The organism is Endozoicomonas gorgoniicola (genome assembly GCF_025562715.2).
Taxonomy (GTDB): Bacteria; Pseudomonadota; Gammaproteobacteria; order Pseudomonadales; family Endozoicomonadaceae; genus Endozoicomonas_A; species Endozoicomonas_A gorgoniicola.
This window is the reverse complement of record NZ_JAPFCC010000001.1, coordinates 3,960,518-3,976,808: the sequence shown is the minus strand read 5'-3', so window position 1 is coordinate 3,976,808 and position 16,291 is coordinate 3,960,518. Positions and strand designations below refer to the sequence as shown.

Here is a 16,291-nt window from a genome sequence, read left to right as displayed (position 1 = left end):
ACCAACATACTTGGCTCTACCCGTATTCTGAACATGCTATTTGTAACGAAGGAGTTATTATGTCGTTCAGTCAACAAGCTGTTGGGCAGGCAGAAACCTCAAGCTAACTCTACGTCAATGCAAGACGAACTGTTCCGATACAACGTGAGCGCTCAGCAAACCCCACCTTCAAAAGCCTGTCATTTGCCTGAATACTGATGCCTCCTTTACCCAGGAGGTTCCCATGACGCAAGAACAAAAGCACCAGTAGTGGCTTAATCATATAAAAGCCTGGCAAGCCAGCGACTTAAGTCAGACTGAGTACGCACACCGTCACAACCTGCCACCTAAAACATTCAATTACCACAAGCGTCGTCACTGCAAGACGCCCGCCGAAGACAGACCGGTACAATCTGTTGTTCCCGTGGTCGTAGAAACTTCTGAAAAATCACCCCGAAAAGCAAGCTGGGTGAGGCTATCCGGTACATGCAAAACCAGTGGGTCTATCTGGAGCGCTATCTGGACAGTGGGCTGGTTGATATCGACAGCAATGCTTCGGAGCGAGCTATCAAACCCTTCGTAATGGGACGTAAAGGCTGGCCGTTCTCGGATACCGTAGCGGGAGCAAGAAGCAGCGCCATACTATACAGTCGGGTGGAGACCGCTAAACAGAATGGGCATGAGCCTTATGCGTGGCTGCGCCATGTTCTGATGCTTTTGCCGCCCATGCCCAAAGGTAGCGATGTAACAGAGTTGCTGCCAATGAATATTCAGCCAGAGTCGTTAAGATACTCGCATTGAGGCTTCAGGGGTAGGTGTTGTTGGCTGAGTGCTCACCAGAAAGCAGCATGCTCAATGAATCTCATCCTAATGTAGTTTACATACATTACTTAGACTTCAAAATATTGAAAAATAATTCAAATATTGAAAAATACTTCAGAATATCTATTTTTACGTATTGTCTTTATGCTGTTATATCAAGCCTTAAATAAAATAAAAAACTTGGCATGGTTCTAGCTGTGAGAATCAGAACAATATTGTTGCTATAGGAAGACGTAATGGCACTACTCCACTACCAGAATCTGGTTGGTCATCGACCGGATGTGCTTATGAAAAAAGTATTTTTTGGACTTAAAAGCCACAAAGATTACTTAGATCGCGTTAAGACATACTTTGAAAGCGACAATGCGGTATTGCGCATTGCTGTTCGCAAAGGCTCTGAGCCGGAGAATTTCAAAGAAAAGAAGTCCGCAAAAAGGCAGAGTGGAGAGGAGGTGTGGGTTGAGTTGATTGACCCAGAAGACCTGAATGATGTGTCTGATAAAGTTTTCGAGGCTTTTCTTGCTGACGATGTGAAGTCAGTATACGAAACGGGTAAAGATTTGTCCGAGGAACCGGGGGCATCAAAGAGTAAGGGCAAACGGCAGAAATTCACCCAATCGAGCGAAATTCGCATTTTGGGACGAGACTCCAAAACCGAGCAGCTTCAGCTGGAACGTATGCCTGTAGGCGATATTTTACTTCGCCCTAATACCTATACCATTCAAAAGCAGCTAGAAGCAATTTGGCGGTTGCAAAACTCACCATCTCAGTCTCATTTGCCGCTGTTGCGCTTATTTGAAGATAACAACCATGCAGATTGGCCATCTATGCCAGATGAATTTAAGAGACAGTGCTTTAAGAAGGATTTGAATCAGTTTACCTGGCAAGAAACTGTCGTGCCTGATGTGGATGGCATTGCGGCAGCAATGGACTGGAAGGTTTTAACCGATTCAAGCCGTCCTGGGACAACTGAGCAACGTCTATTTGTTGCTACCGCCATGAGTACACCGGATTTTGCTCTTCTGGAAGGTCCCCCTGGGTCTGGCAAAACCACCGCTATCTGTGAGTTGATTATTCAACTCATAATGCAAGGTAAGCGAGTATTACTCTGCGCCTCTACTCACGTAGCGGTTGACAACGTAATTGAACGTTTGATGGAGGAAAATAACCCGTACCGCCACCATGTTATCCCTTTGCGTATTGGCAAGGATGAGAGTGTTTCAGGACATGTAGCGGAATGGACGTTAAATAGATTCGTTAAAACAGAATCAAACAGGATCAAGAAACATCTGAACCAGCAGAGTTCGCTTACTGGCTCCCAATCTTTGCTGAAGCAAAACTTGCAGAACAACAGCTCGCTGATTGAGAGAATAGTTCTGGACTCAGCCAATCTCGTATGTGGTACCACCATCGGTCTGCTGCAACATCCGGATATAAAAAACAATAAAGCAGGTCATCCACAGTTTGATGTCATGATCATAGATGAGGCATCCAAAACTACTTTTCAGGAATTCCTGGTGCCTGCTTTACATGCCAAGCGTTGGATTTTAGTAGGAGACCCAAAACAGTTATCACCCTATGTTGATGATCAGGAGTTGGCACTTAACATCGCACCATGCCTGCAAAAAGCTGTAATTAGGGATGCTTGTGTCGATGTTTTTATGGCAAAACAGTACTCAGAAAAAAAACGGCGGGTCTCTGTAGTTGAAATCATAGAAGATAGAAATCTTGATATAGCTGAGGTTTATAAACAGCAGGCATCAGAGCATGGTGTGTTGTTGAGACGAGCTCAACCTGATCATTCACTTGGTTATGCGTCCATTGTTATTGGTAATCGTCAGGACTTGCAGTTGAGTGAAGATTACTTGCCGCTGGATGCTACCACATTCCGATCTGGTAACGATCAGTCGATTTTACCCATGGCTGAACGCCGTGCAGTTGCGTATACAAGAAGGAAGAGCCTGAGATTGGATGGTAATCCATCGTGGGAAAATGAAATAGCCTGGCGGCAAGCTCGTCGATACGAGCAACGTTTTGCGCCAGAAAAAGCCGATGGTGAATCAAGAAAAAATACGATAGAAAGACTGAATTCTGATTTATCTGATCTGATGCCCGTCGCAGGTATTTCAGGGATTGATGTATATAAGGTAAAAGACAGTATCGATACAGTACGCAGGGTTGCATTACCATCTGTACTGGAATGCCTTCGTTTGGGTTTTGAACGTGCTAGCCGTGACCGTAATGGCTCAGCTTTGACGGATGGTATGCCTGACGATGTTATTAATGATCGTCGCGTATTACTGTCTTACCAACATCGTATGCACCCTGAAATTGCTGAGTTTTCTCATCAATATATTTATCATGGAGATGCGTTGATCTCCCCCGAGAATATGAGTGCGAAACGCCATTGGGGCTACGAGAAGTATGCCTCTCGCTCGGCCTGGGTTGATGTAAAAGGCAAGCCTGGGAAAAAAACTTCTAATAAGGCGGAAGCTGGAGAAATTATAAAGAGACTGAAACATTTTTCTGAATGGGCCAGTTGTAATTCAAATGATGGAAAACCATGGGAGGTTGCTGTTCTGTGTTTTTACCGTGGTCAGGAGTATGAGCTTCAGCAGCGGCTGAAAAAATGGGCTAATAGCAGATCCAAACGCTACTTCTATCGTGGAGATCAAAAAACACCTTATTTGTCCATACAATTGTGCACAGTAGATCGTTTTCAGGGACACGAAGCTGACCTTGTCTTTTTGTCGTTTTCCAATGATCACGTAACATCCTTTCTGGAAAGTCCAAACCGCCTGAATGTGGCATTGACCCGGGCAAAATATCAGTTGGTGATGGTGGGTAATCGTCAAGCATTTAAAAAATCCAATAGTCTGGTCGGCAAGCTGGCTAGCCTCAGCAAATGGAGTGCGAACCTTGAAAACGAATGATTTATCTAAACTGGGCACCTTAATGAGAGCTTCAGGTAGCCAACAACACGCTGCTAAGGCAAAAGAAACGAAATTAAAGAAACTGAATGCTGGTCATAAGACGTCCTCTTCAAGATCTGCGGAGAAACGATCAAAGTCCGGTAAGTCGGAAGATTTTGTTCTTCACCGTAATATTGATGTGTTTTGTTGGAATGTTAAGGCCACTATATCCAAGGCTGCTAAACGTGATGATCTGCTACCAGTTCTCAGACGTACTCAGGAGAACAACGGGACATATGGCAAAGACATTGCAAGCCACTTGCTTGGAGAAGAAGTTGGTCGTGAAGCTGTTGGAGTTCGATTATTGGACGTCTGTGAATCACTGGGACTACTTGTAAATCAGGGAGAAAGGAGTCGCCCCCGTTATTATTTAACTGAAGAAGGAGAGGAGGCTCTGAAATCAGGATGTGTGATGGTGCCAGAGGAAGGTACCTGGACGATTTGGGCATCTAATGACCCAGTGCTGAATTATCCAGTTCTACGGGTAGAACCCTTTAGGGAGTGCTCTGCGTATCATGAGATAAAAGGTGATAAAAAGGGAGAGTTGAAAAACCGGAATGAAAATTTTGAAGATACTAGCAGATGGTTACGTGATGCTTGCTCGGTAGTCAATATGCCTGCTGCTATCGGTAATGAATTGATACGTTTGGATAAAATTGACACAAAAGTTGAGTGCATTGATAGTAATGCTCAGCTTACTCTCGAATGGATACCAAAAGCTAACTATCTGGAAATCAGTGGATCAATTGATGGAAGCTCTGTAAATGCAACTCCACAGGCACCTGATGTTTCCTTTAACACAGTGTGGCAAGAGCTGTTGGAAAACGAGCGGCTTTGGGGCCAATGGGAAAAACCAAAAGAGCGCTTGCTGCTTTCTTTTGATTCGACCAAAGGCGCAGAACGTTCGCTAATGCAGCGTCAGTTGGAGTTTGCAAAGCCTCGTCTCTATCAGTTCGGGAATTTTGGGCCAACATGTCGGACGGTGGCAATATTCCCGAAGAGCCAGGAAGATGCTCAACAGTGGGCAGAATGGAAACTCCAGAATCAGATCAACACCTACGCTACTGAGTCAGTCTTTCCCACATGGCGTGAAGAAGCTTTGAGACCCTTTGACGAATATTCGGACACTATTGAGCTTCCAACACGCGATGAACTTGCTTTCGATATTTGGGAAAAACGGGACGATACTCAAAATGTATCAACAGTCTGGCACCTGATGGCAGCTAAGGATTGGGGAGTTTAAGAATGAGCACATTGGACAAAATATTTTGTAAAACATTCTCGAAGATTGTAAATAATCGCTCGATATCACTCCCAACGCTTTGGGCTGATTACTCTTTTCAAGAACCGGTGTTCGCTGTAAAAAATCTTAGTCGAGTTAAGGACTCTGTAACTGAAAAGTATGCAATCAAGAATGCCGTGCTGGATGTCATAAATAGCACAAAGGAAATGTTGGTTTTATGCAGTTTTCTGTTGGCTGATGAGGATGTAGAGCAAGCACTGCTTGAAGCTGAAGAGCGTGGAGTCCGAGCTTATTGTCTGATTGCAGCTGAAGCACGGTTAGATCGCGAAGATCCTGAAGGGGAATTTGACAGGAAGGTATTGGCGCAGCACAAAGCCATGTTGAAAAGGCTGGCAGGAAAGGTGAAATTCCGTACCAGTAGCAGTTTTCACGCGAAAGTGGTACTGGCTGATCCTTTAACTTCCAATGCCAAAGGGGTGTTATTAACCGCTAATATCACAACTGATGCAATGCAACGAAATGAAGAGCTACTACTTGAGCTTGAAGAGTTCGAAGTGAAACAACTGGCAGGGTACTTGAAATGGGCTTTGTGGGAAGCAGCTGAACATGAATCTATTGAGTCAGGTTCATTTGCTGCAGTTAAATCTTTTGGTGGTATTGATCATCCAGCAGAGAGCCTTCCAGTTATTGCTACCACAGAAAAGCGACAACAAATATCTGAAAAAGCACTTGCGATGATTCGAAGTGCTCAATCTGAAATTCAAGTCTGTTGTTTCGGTTGGGATCTTGAACATCAAATTGTTCAGGCAATTATTAAGAAAGCCAAATTAGGTATCTCTGTTACTGTTTTTGCCCGAATTAGGCCTGCTGCCATGTCCGCTTTAGAAGCGTTGGCAAAAGCCGGCGCAATGGTCTTAGGTTTCAAATGGCTGCATGCGAAGGCTTTGATAGTGGACCAACAGGAAGCTATGGTGATGTCTGCTAATTTTCAAAAGCATGGGCTTGATGAAGGCTTCGAACTCGGTATCGTCATTAACGATGATCGTATGGAAGACCTGCTGCACACGTTTCAATATTGGAAATCTAACTCCCGTTGGCAGCTTCACCCCATAGCTCAGATAGGTGATGTTTTGGGACAGATTAAGATATGGGATGGCAAGTCTCTGAATGAACATGATGTTCTACGAAGCATTGATCTGGATTTGGGTGAAAAAAACTCAATCTCAGCAGAAGAGATTAAAGGATCAATGCCGGAATTACCGCCATATGAAAAGCTTCCATATCTGGCACATGAGCTGAACTGTCAGTGGTTGGTTACGGCTCCGCGATTGGCGAAAGGAGCCAAGCAGGAGTTTAAACAAAAGGTGGATTACGATGAAGGTAAAAAGGATGGTAAAAAGAAGAAACCTAAGCAGGTTCCGTATAGTCCGGCTGTTTATAAGGAACCCAGCGGTCGAAAAGTAATTGTGATTAATTCACCTCAGCAGTTGAGGGCAGCCAAGCGCTTAAAAGATGAGCTGGAGTTGAGCGCGATTGTTCTGGAGTGAATTTTATGGATACCAATGGCCATATACTTCTTTGTTGGCACGCTGAGCGTGCTGGCATTGAAGTACTCGAAAACACTCTTAAAAAGTTAAACAGAAGAGAGCCTGTAAAGACCGTTCTGTATCTAGTCCAGACGACCTCAATTACAATCGAAAGTATTCCTGAGCAACTTGAAGGAGCCTGCATCGAGAAGATTTCTGCCGAACTGGAAGACCCGACTGATCACCAAGAAGTTTATCAGTTTGTAAAGAATCAGATTGTGCCTATGGTAAGTGGTAATGAAAAGTGCCTTCATATCAATGTTTCGCCCGGAACTCCAGCAATGCACAGCATCTGGCTTATGCTCTCGGCTGGCGGGGCTTTCCCGTTTGGAACGAGGCTGTGGTCTTCTCAGTATAATCCGGATACTAAGAGAACCAGCCTGAAGCCAGTTAAATTTGCTATAACGACGTATTTGTCCGAAATTCGTGACGATCAGTTGCTGAATCCTGATCGGGCGATATATGAACCGGAAGCAAAATCTAAAGCTAGGCTGGACGCTTTACGGCGACTCAAGCAATTCTCGGGCTTTCATGGCCATCCTCTCCTTATTCTCGGTGAACGAGGTACGGGTAAAACCCGTTTAGTAGAAAGTCACGTCAGCAAAATTAAGCAGCGAGAGGCTGTAGCTCTTGCCTGTGGTGGACTCAATTCAACCGTGGCAGAAAGTTTGTTATTCGGTCATGTCAAAGGTGCGTTTACGGGAGCTGACAAAGAGCGAAAGGGGCTGCTAAGAGAAGCAGATGGCAAACTGTTGTTCCTTGACGAGGTGCAAGACCTGCCGAATAAAGTCCAGAGAGAATTAGTAAGAACGTTACAAGATCGGGATCACAGATACCGGCAGATTGGTTCAGATCAGGAGCAAACCTCTGACTTTGAACTGGTTTGTGCCAGTAATCTAAATTTCGATCAGCTCCGAAAAAAACTCTACCCTGATTTTTTTGATCGGATAGCTCATTTGATTGTTGAAGTTCCCCCTCTGCGTTTATGCAGGGAAGATATTCAGGCAGATTGGCAGCAAGTATGGAGAGAGTGTCGAAGATCAGAGCGTATACCTGAGAAGGCTCCTGTGTGCGCTCCTCTTCATGACATCTTTGATAGTCACTATTTGGGGGGAAACCTCAGAGATCTTCAAAGGTTAGCTATTCTTCTGATGGTTTGGATTGGAGAAAAATCTGAGCAGGAGGCTATAAATACTGCAATTGAAGAGTGGCAACGTTGGGAGAGGAGTGAAAATCCGGATTCAGACTTTGGGGATGGGAGCTGGCAGGAAAGAACTGCTTGGTTTCAGAAGAAAATGGCTAATTGGGCCATTAAGCATTTTGGAAGTACCAAAAATGCAGCAGGACTCCTGCATTGTTCAGAGCGCACACTAACGGAACGAGTAAAGAACACATCTGAACCTGAATCATGATGCAATGAAGCTGTCTTATGCCCAAATACCGCTATCTGGCAGTTGGGCTAACCATACTTATGAAAATCTGTTGTGAGCTAACACTGCCAGCACGGCAAAAACATGATCACATGTTAACCAACCCAAGAACCTTCATCATATAATCGTGAGCGCTCAGCCAACAACACCTACCCTGAAGCCTCAATGCGAGTATCTTAACGACTCTGGCTGAATATTCATTGGCAGCAACTCTTTTACATCGCTGCCTTTGGGCATGGACGGCAAAGCATCAGAACATGGCGCAGCCACGCATAAGGCTCATGCCCATTCTGTTTAGCGGTCTCCTATGGCGCTGCTTCTTGCTCCCGCTACGGTATCCGAGAACAGCCAGCCTTTGCGTCCCATTACGAAGGGTTTGATAGCTCGCTCCGAAGCATTCAGATGTTATTGTAACTTTTTGACAAAAAATTTAATGTGTTTGGAAAACGGTGCTGGTGAATACACTGCCGTAGTCGTTCGATAGCATCCGCTCCAGTCCGGCAACCGACGGGGCTTTGATGGGGCTCATACCTACATTGGTGAAGGTATCGGAGATTTGCCGGTCAAGGTCGGTGCGATCCGTCAGCACCAGTACGCTGGGATTGTTCAAGCCTACACACTCAGCTCGCAGGTAACGGGTCAGGTACGCCATGGTCAGCGACTTGCCACTGCCCTGAGTGTGCCAGACGACACCACCTTCCGGTTTATCAGCCGTGAGTCTGGCAAGGGTCTTTCGTACTGCCCGCCATTGCTGGTAATGGGGCAGTTTTTTGATGGTGCGGCCTTCGTCCAGTTCGAACAGCACAAACTGGCAGACCAGCTCCACAAAGCGGGAGGGCTCGAACAGAGCCCAGAGCAGGCGATGCTGTTCCGTGGGTTCTTTGTCGGGCTGCATAGCGTGCAACCGCTGACGTACAGTTGCTTCTTCGCTGGCTTCCAGCCGGTAACGGAAATAGAAGGCTTCTGGCGTGAAAATGGCACCGTACAACGCCTGGTTACGGTTGATGGCTGCACACACCTGGTTAAACACAAAGTGTCGTGGGTGGCTGTTCTGGTAACTCAGCAACTGGTTGATACCCTTGCCGATTTTGACGTGGCTGGCTTTGCACTCAATCATCGCCAGCGGCAGCCCATTAATAAACAACAGCAGGTCGGGCCGGAACTCGTCACCATCGCTGTTGGTGCCAACGAACTGATCCACCACATGAAAGCGGTTGTTTAATGGCTCAGACTGACTGAAAAAGCAGACACTGCGAGGGCGACCCTGTTTGTCCTTAACCTGAATCCCGCTGCCATGAATCACCGACGCCCAGACGTTCTGGTTGGCGGCCATCAGGTTGTCGTTCCCGCTTTTATTAAAAGCGCCTCTTAATTCACGAAGTACGGTATCGACACCGGCAGTCACATCAGCCAGCCACGGGTTGAACGACAGCAACCGCTCAGTCAGTACATCGGTGAGGATAGGGGGCAGGTGGCGGTGTGGCTGTTGTTTGCCCACTGCTTTGCCGGGCAGGTGGGTGTAACCCAGTTGTTGCAACCAGACGATGGCGGGCTTTTCGACGCCTTCCCGTTCAGCGTTACCTTTTCGATGAAAGGGGGCATCGTCCGTGTTCATCGCAAGACTCCTGACTTCAGTACACAATCTAAAACGGGGAAACTTTATCACTCCTGCTGGTTTGGTGGTATCCGGTTTGGGTGATGGCAGTATTTAGTTTTTTGCTCTTTTTGATGGGCATATTTAGTATTTAGTGTGTAGATTTAGGATTTACTGTCTTTAAAAAGGTCTGATTTATGTCTTATCCTCTTGGTTATGAGTGGCTGAAAGAACATTATCAGCTTCGGGTATTGCCTCATTCGGTACGCTCTTATACGGGAGGGCTGCTGGGAACCAAAGCCAGCCAGATTCAGCGGCATCAGGTGTTTGAACAAAATTTTCCGGAGTCTGCCAGGGCTGATGACTCTACCTGCGCTCATTTGCTGTTTGCCCTGAAACATGAAGGGGTGAACCCCGCCTACCTGAAATCAGTGTTTGCACAGGAAGGTGTGAGCGAGCAGGTGGCTGCACACATTCGTCAGCGTCCTAACAGTCAATGGAGTCGCCGTTTGTGGTTCTGGTATGAATGGCTGACAGGTCAGTTACTGCCTTTGCCTGACTGCAAAGCCGTTAAATACGAACCGGTTCTGAACGACAGCCAGTATTTTACCGCCCGGCCTGAAAATGTTCGTCGTTATTGCCTGCGTAACAACCTTCCTGGTCATGCTGGTTTTTTGCCACTGGTTCGAAAGATCGAACCGTTGCAGGGCGTGTCTGACGACAGCCTGCAACAATGCCTGCACAGGGTACTGGGAGATTACGATGAAACCGTATTTGCCAGAGCCGCCCGGTTTCTGACCACCTATGAAACCCGAACCTCGTCAGAGATTGAATCGGAAAATATTACGCCGGACAAATACATTCGCTTTGGCCGGGCCCTGGAACTGGCCGGTGGGACACCACTGACTAAAAAGCGATTGATTGAGATTCAGAACATCATCAAGGACAGCCATCAACAGGAGCCGGATTACCGGGTTGAACAAAACTATATTGGCGGTCCCGGCCCTCAGGGGGTTGCGCTTACACCTCCCCGACCAGAAAACATCGAAGACCTGATGGACGACTGGTTTGCCATGGTAGAGCGGCTGAATGACTCTGAAATACCAGCCAGTGTCCGTGCGGGCATTCTGTCGGCCAGTTTTGTTTATCTACATCCCTTTATGGACGGCAATGGTCGTATAAGTCGTTACCTGATTCAGGATGTGCTGGCCAAGTCCGGGCTATTACAGCCGGGTATTCTTCTTCCGGTATCGGGTGGCATCCTGAATCGGCAGCAAACCTATTATCAGACACTGGATTATTTATCCCGCTTGATTTGTGATCAGACTGATTTTTATATTGATGAAGCCGGACAGATCACCATTGCAGGGGAAACGGATCACCTGTTTCGCTATCTGGATTTAACTCACTATTGCCAGTGGTTGTGTGACGTGATTCAGGATGTGGCAGAGAATCTGTTGCCTAAAGAGATCGACACCCTGGTTTTGGCAGACAAACTGTACAGCGCACTGGATCAGGTACTTGACCTTCCGGCCAAAGAACTGCGCCTTATGGTAAAAATGATTCTGGATAATGACGGCACACTGAGCAAGCGTAAAAGAAAGCGGTTTGAGTTTTTGACTGACCATGATTTTGAAAAGATAGAACGAATTTGTATTGAGCTGTGTTCACAAAAGCAGCCCTGAGTGAAAGTTTTTTGGGCAACGGGCAACGGGCAACGGGCAACGGGCAACGGGCAACGGGCAACGTCCGGAAGGTGAGCTATGGAAAAGTCGTTATTTTCAGAATTAAAACGCATCGGAATTGATGAAGAACTTGCCGTATCCGTCAGTGCCTCCCTTGACCCTGACCACAACGCCAGCAAGAAAGATGTACTGGTGATGCAGGAAGCCATCATGCAGATACAGCTTCAAAGTGAGCGCAGCTATCTGGCATTAAAGTCAGACATTACCGACCTGCGTTCGGAAGTGCGGACAGAGATATCCGGCCTGCGCTCAGAAATGCATAAAGAAGTAGGCAGTATCCGCTCCGAACTGGGTAATATGCACCGGCAATACTGGATCACCTTTGGCGGCTTGATTACCACCATCATCAGCGTGTTTGTCGTGAACTGGTACTTTTACTTGTGAGCAGACTATGAGCGAAGAACCAAAAAGCCCGACTGCATTAGTTTCTTACCTGCCCAAGCCGTTCTGCCAACCATGTTTTTACAATGGCTTGCCGGGCAATACCCAGCCTTGCGGCTTCTTTATCCAGTGCCTTTAGCATCCAGAGGGGAAAGTCGATGTTAACTCGTTTGGCTTCAAGGTCAGGCCGGTGTCCCTGATCCCACTGGATCACCGCATCAATGTCATCACTGCCTTCATCAAAGGCTCTATCGAAGTCTTCAGTTTTCATAGTAATTGATCTCCTTGGTGCGGGAACGTCGTACTGAAATAATCCGTATTTTATCGCCTCTCAGGGTATAAATGGCGGTCCAGTGTTTGCCCTTGTAAGTGGCAATCATTAACACCCGCTTTTCACCGTTTACATGGGCAGGAAGAAGCACTCTTGACTCGTCGAGCCAGAGGTTTTGAGCCTCATCAAAGTCAATGCCGTGTTTATCCATATTGGTTCTGCTTTTATCAGGATCATACTCGAACAACACTGATCGATACCTTCCAGTATACCTTTTAAACTACAAATATATACCATGCTTTAGTTTTTGCTCTTTTGATGAATGGCTGAAAGAACATTCCTGAACGAAAGTTTTTTCGGACAACGGACAACGGACAACGGACAACGATAGCCGAAGGAACCTTCCCGCTACAGAGTCTATAATCACCTCTCAATCCGGAAGGTGAGCTATGGAAAAGTCGTTATTTTCAGAATTAAAACGCATCGGAATTGATGAAGAACTGGCCGTATCCGTCAGTGCCTCCCTTGACCCTGACCACAACGCCAGCAAGAAAGATGTACTGGTGATGCAGGAAGCCATCATGCAGATACAGCTTCAAAGTGAGCGCAGCTACCTGGCATTAAAGTCAGACATTACCGACCTGCGCTCGGAAGTGCGGACAGAAATATCCGGCCTGCGCTCAGAAATGCAGACAGAAATATCCGGTCTGCGTTCGGAAATGCACAAAGAAACAGGAAGTATCCGCTCCGAACTGGGAAATATGCACCGGCAGTACTGGATCACCTTTGGTGGCTTGATTACTACCATCATCAGCGTGTTTGTTGTGAACTGGTACTTTCACTTGTGAGTAGACGACGGTGTAAAAAACAGCGAAACTTTTTTGGGCAACGGGCAACGGGCAACGGGCAACGGGCAACGGGCAACGGGCAACGGTAGCCGAAGGAACCTTCCCGCTACAGAGTCTATAATCACCTCTCAATCCGGAAGGTGAGCTATGGAAAAGTCGTTATTCTCAGAATTAAAACGCATCGGAATTGATGAAGAACTGGCCGTATCCGTCAGTGCCTCCCTTGACCCTGACCACAACGCCAGCAAGAAAGATGTACTGGTGATGCAGGAAGCCATCATGCAGATACAGCTTCAAAGTGAGCGCAGCTATCTGGCATTAAAGTCAGACATTACCGACCTGCGCTCGGAAGTGCGGACAGAAATATCCGGCCTGCGCTCTGAAATGCAGACAGAAATATCCGGTCTGCGTTCAGAAATGCACAAAGAAACAGGCAGTATCCGCTCCGAACTGGGTAATATGCACCGGCAGTACTGGATCACCTTTGGTGGCTTGATTACTACCATCATCAGCGTGTTTGTCGTGAACTGGTACTTTCACTTGTGAGTAGACGACGGTGTAAAAAACAGCGAAACTTTTTTCGGGCAACGGGCAACGGGCAACGGTAGCCGAAGGAACCTTGCCGCTACAGAGTCTATAATCACCTCTCAATCCGGAAGGTGAGCTATGGAAAAGTCGTTATTCTCAGAATTAAAACGCATCGGAATTGATGAAGAACTTGCCGTATCCGTCAGTGCCTCTCTTGACCCTGACCACAATGCCAGCAAGAAAGATGTACTGGTGATGCAGGAAGCCATCATGCAGATACAGCTTCAAAGTGAGCGCAGCTATCTGGCATTAAAGTCAGACATTACCGACCTGCGCTCGGAAGTGCGGACAGAAATATCCGGCCTGCGTTCAGAAATGCGGACAGAAATAACCGGCCTGCGTTCAGAAATGCGGACAGAAATAACCGGCCTGCGCTCAGAAATGCAGACAGAAATATCCGGTCTGCGTTCAGAAATGCACAAAGAAACAGGCAGTATCCGCTCCGAACTGGGTAATATGCACCGGCAGTACTGGATCACCTTTGGCGGTTTGATTACTACCATCATCAGCGTGTTTGTTGTGAACTGGTACTTTCACTTGTGACTGAGTTATGCGCTCCTTTTTGTAAACACCTCTATTCGATCAATGTCGTCTTTTTCAGCCTGTTGTACCTTGTATAAATCCCATCGTAATTGCAGGTTAAGCCAGAAGTCTGGTGACATACCCAAAAAGCGAGCCAGTCGCAGGGCAGTGCTAGGGGTAATGCCCCGTTTGCCGTTGACGAGTTCGTTGACTCGCTGGTAAGGGACATGAATGGCCGATGCCAGCTCCCGCTGAGTAATGTTCATCGGTAACAGAAACTCTTCCAGCAGCATTTCACCGGGATGAGTGGGTGGGCGGTTTGTGGGGATGCGGGTCATTGGTTGTTCTCCTAATGGTAATCCGTTACTTCCACTTCTGCCGGGGCAGACTTAAGCCAGACAAAGCAAATTCTGTACTGATCATTAATCCGGATGCTGTATTGTCCTTTTCGGTTGCCAGATAAAGCCTCAAGACGATTGCCCGGAGGAACCCTGAGATCATCCAGTGACGACACCGAATCAAGTTGATCCAGCTTGCGGCAGGTCAGGCGCCAGAGCGACTGTGGGCACGCCTTTCGGGCATGACGAGAGGCTCTGCCATTAAAGATATCTTCAGTCGCCTTGTCTTTGAATGAAGTAATCATCGAATCATAATAGCACGGATATCATGCTACTTAAGGAAATTGCCCCCGCAGTGCGGAGACAACCCGGCCGGTTAATGATCCTGTGGTTCCGGCTTAACCCTGATCTGGCCGGTGAGCAGTTTTTGCATCAGGCCTTTTTTCAGTTGTTGGGTTTGGGATTTCTGGGTGGTCAGGTGGTTCAGCTTTGTTTCAACTGCCTGAAGTATTTTCGATATTTCTTTTTGCTCCAAGACTGGAGGCAAGGCTATTTTGAGCTTGTGCAGGTCATTACGGTTGACACCGGGAACACCAGTTTTTTCGCTGAACTTTTTGAAATCAATAGTCTTGAGCAGATAATACACAAAAAGCTCGTAGTTGCCGTGGAAGTCTTTTACCCATAGAGATGTATTCAGCGGCCAGTGATTAGGCTCAACATAAAAAACTTCACCGATTGTTCCATATCGGCCAGTTACAACACCTGGGCCTTTAACCTGGTACTCGTTGTGATAACCAGCTACTCCACTTGAGGAAATGATTGGAACTTCCCCCTTGATTCTATCCTGCGATGGTAAATCAAAGCCCCTCTGCAAAAGTGCGGCATCACCAAGCTGCATTACCTCCCACCCAGCCGGAATCCTCCCCAGCTCAGAATCTTTAAACCCGGTATGAGGCTGCCACTGCCCGTTGGCATCCTGCGACCCCACGCCTTCGGAAAACAGCTTTTGCATCAAGCCTTTTTTCAGGGTTTGGGTGGCGGTGATCTGCTGGTCGATTAGTTCCAGTTTCCGGTCTACGGTGGATAGGATTCGGGCGATTTTTTTTGTTCGGGGAGTGGGGGGAGAGCTTCGGAGTCCTGATACCCTTCCGGCAACACAGCTCCCATCACACCTCCTCCATTTCTGGATTCCCGCCTTCGCGAGAATGACGGGTAGCAGTCAGCCCCAACTCTTCCAGATAACCATCCAACTCATCATCCACAGCTTTCAGGCTATCGGTGATAGCATTCAACTCACCCAGCACCGCCGGAATATCCACCTGCGGCTCCGGCTCCGAGGTGTCGATATAGCGGGCAATGTTCAGGTTGTAGTCGTTGTCTGCAATCTCTTTCAGCTCCACCACACGACAGTATTTGTCTTCTTCCGTGTTGTGGTAGAAAGCGGCACTGTGAGCATTGTGGATACGTTCAATGTCTTCCGGGCGCAGGCTGTTCTGGTTTTTGCCTTCGGCGAATTCACGGCTGGCATCAATAAACACCACTTTGCTTTTCAGGTTGTCCGGCTTCTGTTTGTTAAGAATCAGGATGCAGGCGGGAATGCCGGTGTAGTAGAACAGGGCCGAGGGCAGGCCGATAACGGCTTCAATGCGATCACCGGGCAGTTCGTCGTTGCCTTTCAAGAGGCCGGTGCGGATTTTGCTTTCTTCACCGCCCCGGAACAGTACGCCGTGGGGCAGTACCACACCCATGCGACCATTGTCTTTCAAACTGGCGAGCATGTGCTGTACGAAAGCGAGGTCGGCGTAACCACGGGGCGGAATACCATAACCCAGTCGTCCGTAAGGGTCGGTCAGCTCTTTTTTGTAGCTGGGGGCGACTTCCTTTTTCTTGCCGTTTTTGTCGGTTTTTCTGGGGCGGTTGATCTCGATGGGTGTCCACCACTGCTTGGCGGAAAACGGCGGATTGGCAATTA

18 protein-coding genes and 2 pseudogenes are annotated in these 16,291 nt (G+C 47.4%); 11 read left to right on the top strand and 9 right to left on the bottom strand.

The window, feature by feature from the left end:
• Nucleotides 1-262 precede the first annotated feature (262 nt).
• The 6 genes and pseudogenes from tnpA to NX722_RS18085 form a co-directional block, all read left to right on the top strand.
• Nucleotides 263-445: pseudogene (tnpA, locus tag NX722_RS28950) on the top strand (IS66 family insertion sequence element accessory protein TnpA); the annotation flags it as partial.
• Nucleotides 427-780, top strand: a complete 354-nt coding sequence (locus NX722_RS18105) for an IS66 family transposase (RefSeq protein ID WP_407648076.1) — start codon at nucleotides 427-429, stop codon at nucleotides 778-780. The pseudogene tnpA and the gene NX722_RS18105, both read left to right, overlap by 19 nt.
• Nucleotides 781-1,088: 308 nt before the next feature.
• Complete coding sequence (locus tag NX722_RS18100; protein ID WP_262564255.1) at nucleotides 1,089-3,734, top strand: AAA domain-containing protein; 2,646 nt, start codon at nucleotides 1,089-1,091, stop codon at nucleotides 3,732-3,734.
• A complete protein-coding gene (locus NX722_RS18095; protein ID WP_262564254.1) occupies nucleotides 3,721-5,016 on the top strand; it encodes a hypothetical protein in 1,296 nt (431 codons plus the stop codon). Before NX722_RS18100 ends, NX722_RS18095 begins: the two co-directional genes overlap by 14 nt.
• Before the next feature lie 2 nt (nucleotides 5,017-5,018).
• Entirely contained in the window at nucleotides 5,019-6,563 is a 1,545-nt protein-coding gene (locus NX722_RS18090; protein WP_262564253.1) for a phospholipase D-like domain-containing protein, read from the top strand.
• Nucleotides 6,564-6,568: 5 nt separating this feature from the next.
• On the top strand, nucleotides 6,569-8,014 hold the full coding sequence (locus NX722_RS18085; RefSeq protein ID WP_262564252.1) for a sigma 54-interacting transcriptional regulator: 1,446 nt from the start codon (nucleotides 6,569-6,571) through the stop codon (nucleotides 8,012-8,014).
• Nucleotides 8,015-8,247: 233 nt separating this feature from the next.
• Here NX722_RS18085 and NX722_RS28945 read toward each other — a convergent pair.
• The 3 genes and pseudogenes from NX722_RS28945 to NX722_RS18075 form a co-directional block, all read right to left on the bottom strand.
• A pseudogene (locus NX722_RS28945) lies at nucleotides 8,248-8,337 on the bottom strand (transposase domain-containing protein); the annotation flags it as partial.
• A complete protein-coding gene (locus NX722_RS28940) occupies nucleotides 8,327-8,434 on the bottom strand; it encodes an IS66 family transposase (RefSeq protein WP_407648074.1) in 108 nt (35 codons plus the stop codon). The pseudogene NX722_RS28945 and the gene NX722_RS28940, both read right to left, overlap by 11 nt.
• 28 nt (nucleotides 8,435-8,462) lie before the next feature.
• Complete coding sequence (locus tag NX722_RS18075) at nucleotides 8,463-9,647, bottom strand: type I restriction endonuclease (RefSeq protein ID WP_262564251.1); 1,185 nt, start codon at nucleotides 9,645-9,647, stop codon at nucleotides 8,463-8,465.
• 176 nt (nucleotides 9,648-9,823) lie between these two features.
• Here NX722_RS18075 and NX722_RS18070 point away from each other — a divergent pair, with 176 nt between their 5' ends.
• Together NX722_RS18070 and NX722_RS18065 are read left to right on the top strand one after the other, a co-directional pair.
• Nucleotides 9,824-11,311, top strand: a complete 1,488-nt coding sequence (locus NX722_RS18070; RefSeq protein ID WP_262564249.1) for a Fic family protein — start codon at nucleotides 9,824-9,826, stop codon at nucleotides 11,309-11,311.
• A 78-nt stretch (nucleotides 11,312-11,389) separates the two neighbouring features.
• On the top strand, nucleotides 11,390-11,755 hold the full coding sequence (locus NX722_RS18065; RefSeq protein ID WP_262564248.1) for a hypothetical protein: 366 nt from the start codon (nucleotides 11,390-11,392) through the stop codon (nucleotides 11,753-11,755).
• A gap of 37 nt (nucleotides 11,756-11,792) precedes the next feature.
• On the opposite strand, the gene brnA is transcribed toward NX722_RS18065, so the two are convergent.
• Together brnA and NX722_RS18055 are read right to left on the bottom strand one after the other, a co-directional pair.
• The gene (brnA, locus tag NX722_RS18060) at nucleotides 11,793-12,023 is read right to left on the bottom strand and encodes a type II toxin-antitoxin system BrnA family antitoxin (RefSeq protein ID WP_262564247.1); all 231 of its coding nucleotides are present in this window, start codon (nucleotides 12,021-12,023) and stop codon (nucleotides 11,793-11,795) included.
• Nucleotides 12,013-12,273, bottom strand: coding sequence for a BrnT family toxin (locus NX722_RS18055; protein ID WP_262564245.1), 261 nt, complete (start codon nucleotides 12,271-12,273; stop codon nucleotides 12,013-12,015). The genes brnA and NX722_RS18055 overlap by 11 nt, the downstream gene beginning before the upstream one ends.
• A gap of 199 nt (nucleotides 12,274-12,472) precedes the next feature.
• Here NX722_RS18055 and NX722_RS18050 point away from each other — a divergent pair, with 199 nt between their 5' ends.
• The 3 genes from NX722_RS18050 (at nucleotide 12,473) to NX722_RS18040 (ending at nucleotide 14,002) form a co-directional block, all read left to right on the top strand.
• On the top strand, nucleotides 12,473-12,871 hold the full coding sequence (locus tag NX722_RS18050; protein ID WP_262564244.1) for a hypothetical protein: 399 nt from the start codon (nucleotides 12,473-12,475) through the stop codon (nucleotides 12,869-12,871).
• Nucleotides 12,872-13,018: 147 nt separating this feature from the next.
• On the top strand, nucleotides 13,019-13,417 hold the full coding sequence (locus NX722_RS18045) for a hypothetical protein (RefSeq protein WP_262564244.1): 399 nt from the start codon (nucleotides 13,019-13,021) through the stop codon (nucleotides 13,415-13,417).
• A gap of 120 nt (nucleotides 13,418-13,537) precedes the next feature.
• Nucleotides 13,538-14,002 (top strand): gp58-like family protein, encoded by a 465-nt coding sequence (locus tag NX722_RS18040; protein ID WP_262564243.1) that lies wholly within the window; start codon nucleotides 13,538-13,540, stop codon nucleotides 14,000-14,002.
• Nucleotides 14,003-14,007: 5 nt separating this feature from the next.
• Here the strand turns inward: NX722_RS18040 and NX722_RS18035 are convergent, their stop codons facing one another.
• From NX722_RS18035 to NX722_RS18020, 4 genes are all read right to left on the bottom strand, one after another.
• Nucleotides 14,008-14,319 (bottom strand): HigA family addiction module antitoxin, encoded by a 312-nt coding sequence (locus NX722_RS18035; protein WP_262564242.1) that lies wholly within the window; start codon nucleotides 14,317-14,319, stop codon nucleotides 14,008-14,010.
• Nucleotides 14,320-14,330: 11 nt separating this feature from the next.
• Nucleotides 14,331-14,624, bottom strand: a complete 294-nt coding sequence (locus NX722_RS18030; RefSeq protein ID WP_262564241.1) for a type II toxin-antitoxin system RelE/ParE family toxin — start codon at nucleotides 14,622-14,624, stop codon at nucleotides 14,331-14,333.
• Nucleotides 14,625-14,695: 71 nt separating this feature from the next.
• Nucleotides 14,696-15,331: a restriction endonuclease subunit S gene (locus NX722_RS18025; RefSeq protein ID WP_262564239.1), complete on the bottom strand. Its 636-nt coding sequence runs from the start codon at nucleotides 15,329-15,331 to the stop codon at nucleotides 14,696-14,698.
• Nucleotides 15,332-15,485: 154 nt separating this feature from the next.
• Nucleotides 15,486-16,289: an SAM-dependent methyltransferase gene (locus tag NX722_RS18020; RefSeq protein WP_262568690.1), complete on the bottom strand. Its 804-nt coding sequence runs from the start codon at nucleotides 16,287-16,289 to the stop codon at nucleotides 15,486-15,488.
• Nucleotides 16,290-16,291 lie beyond the last annotated feature (2 nt).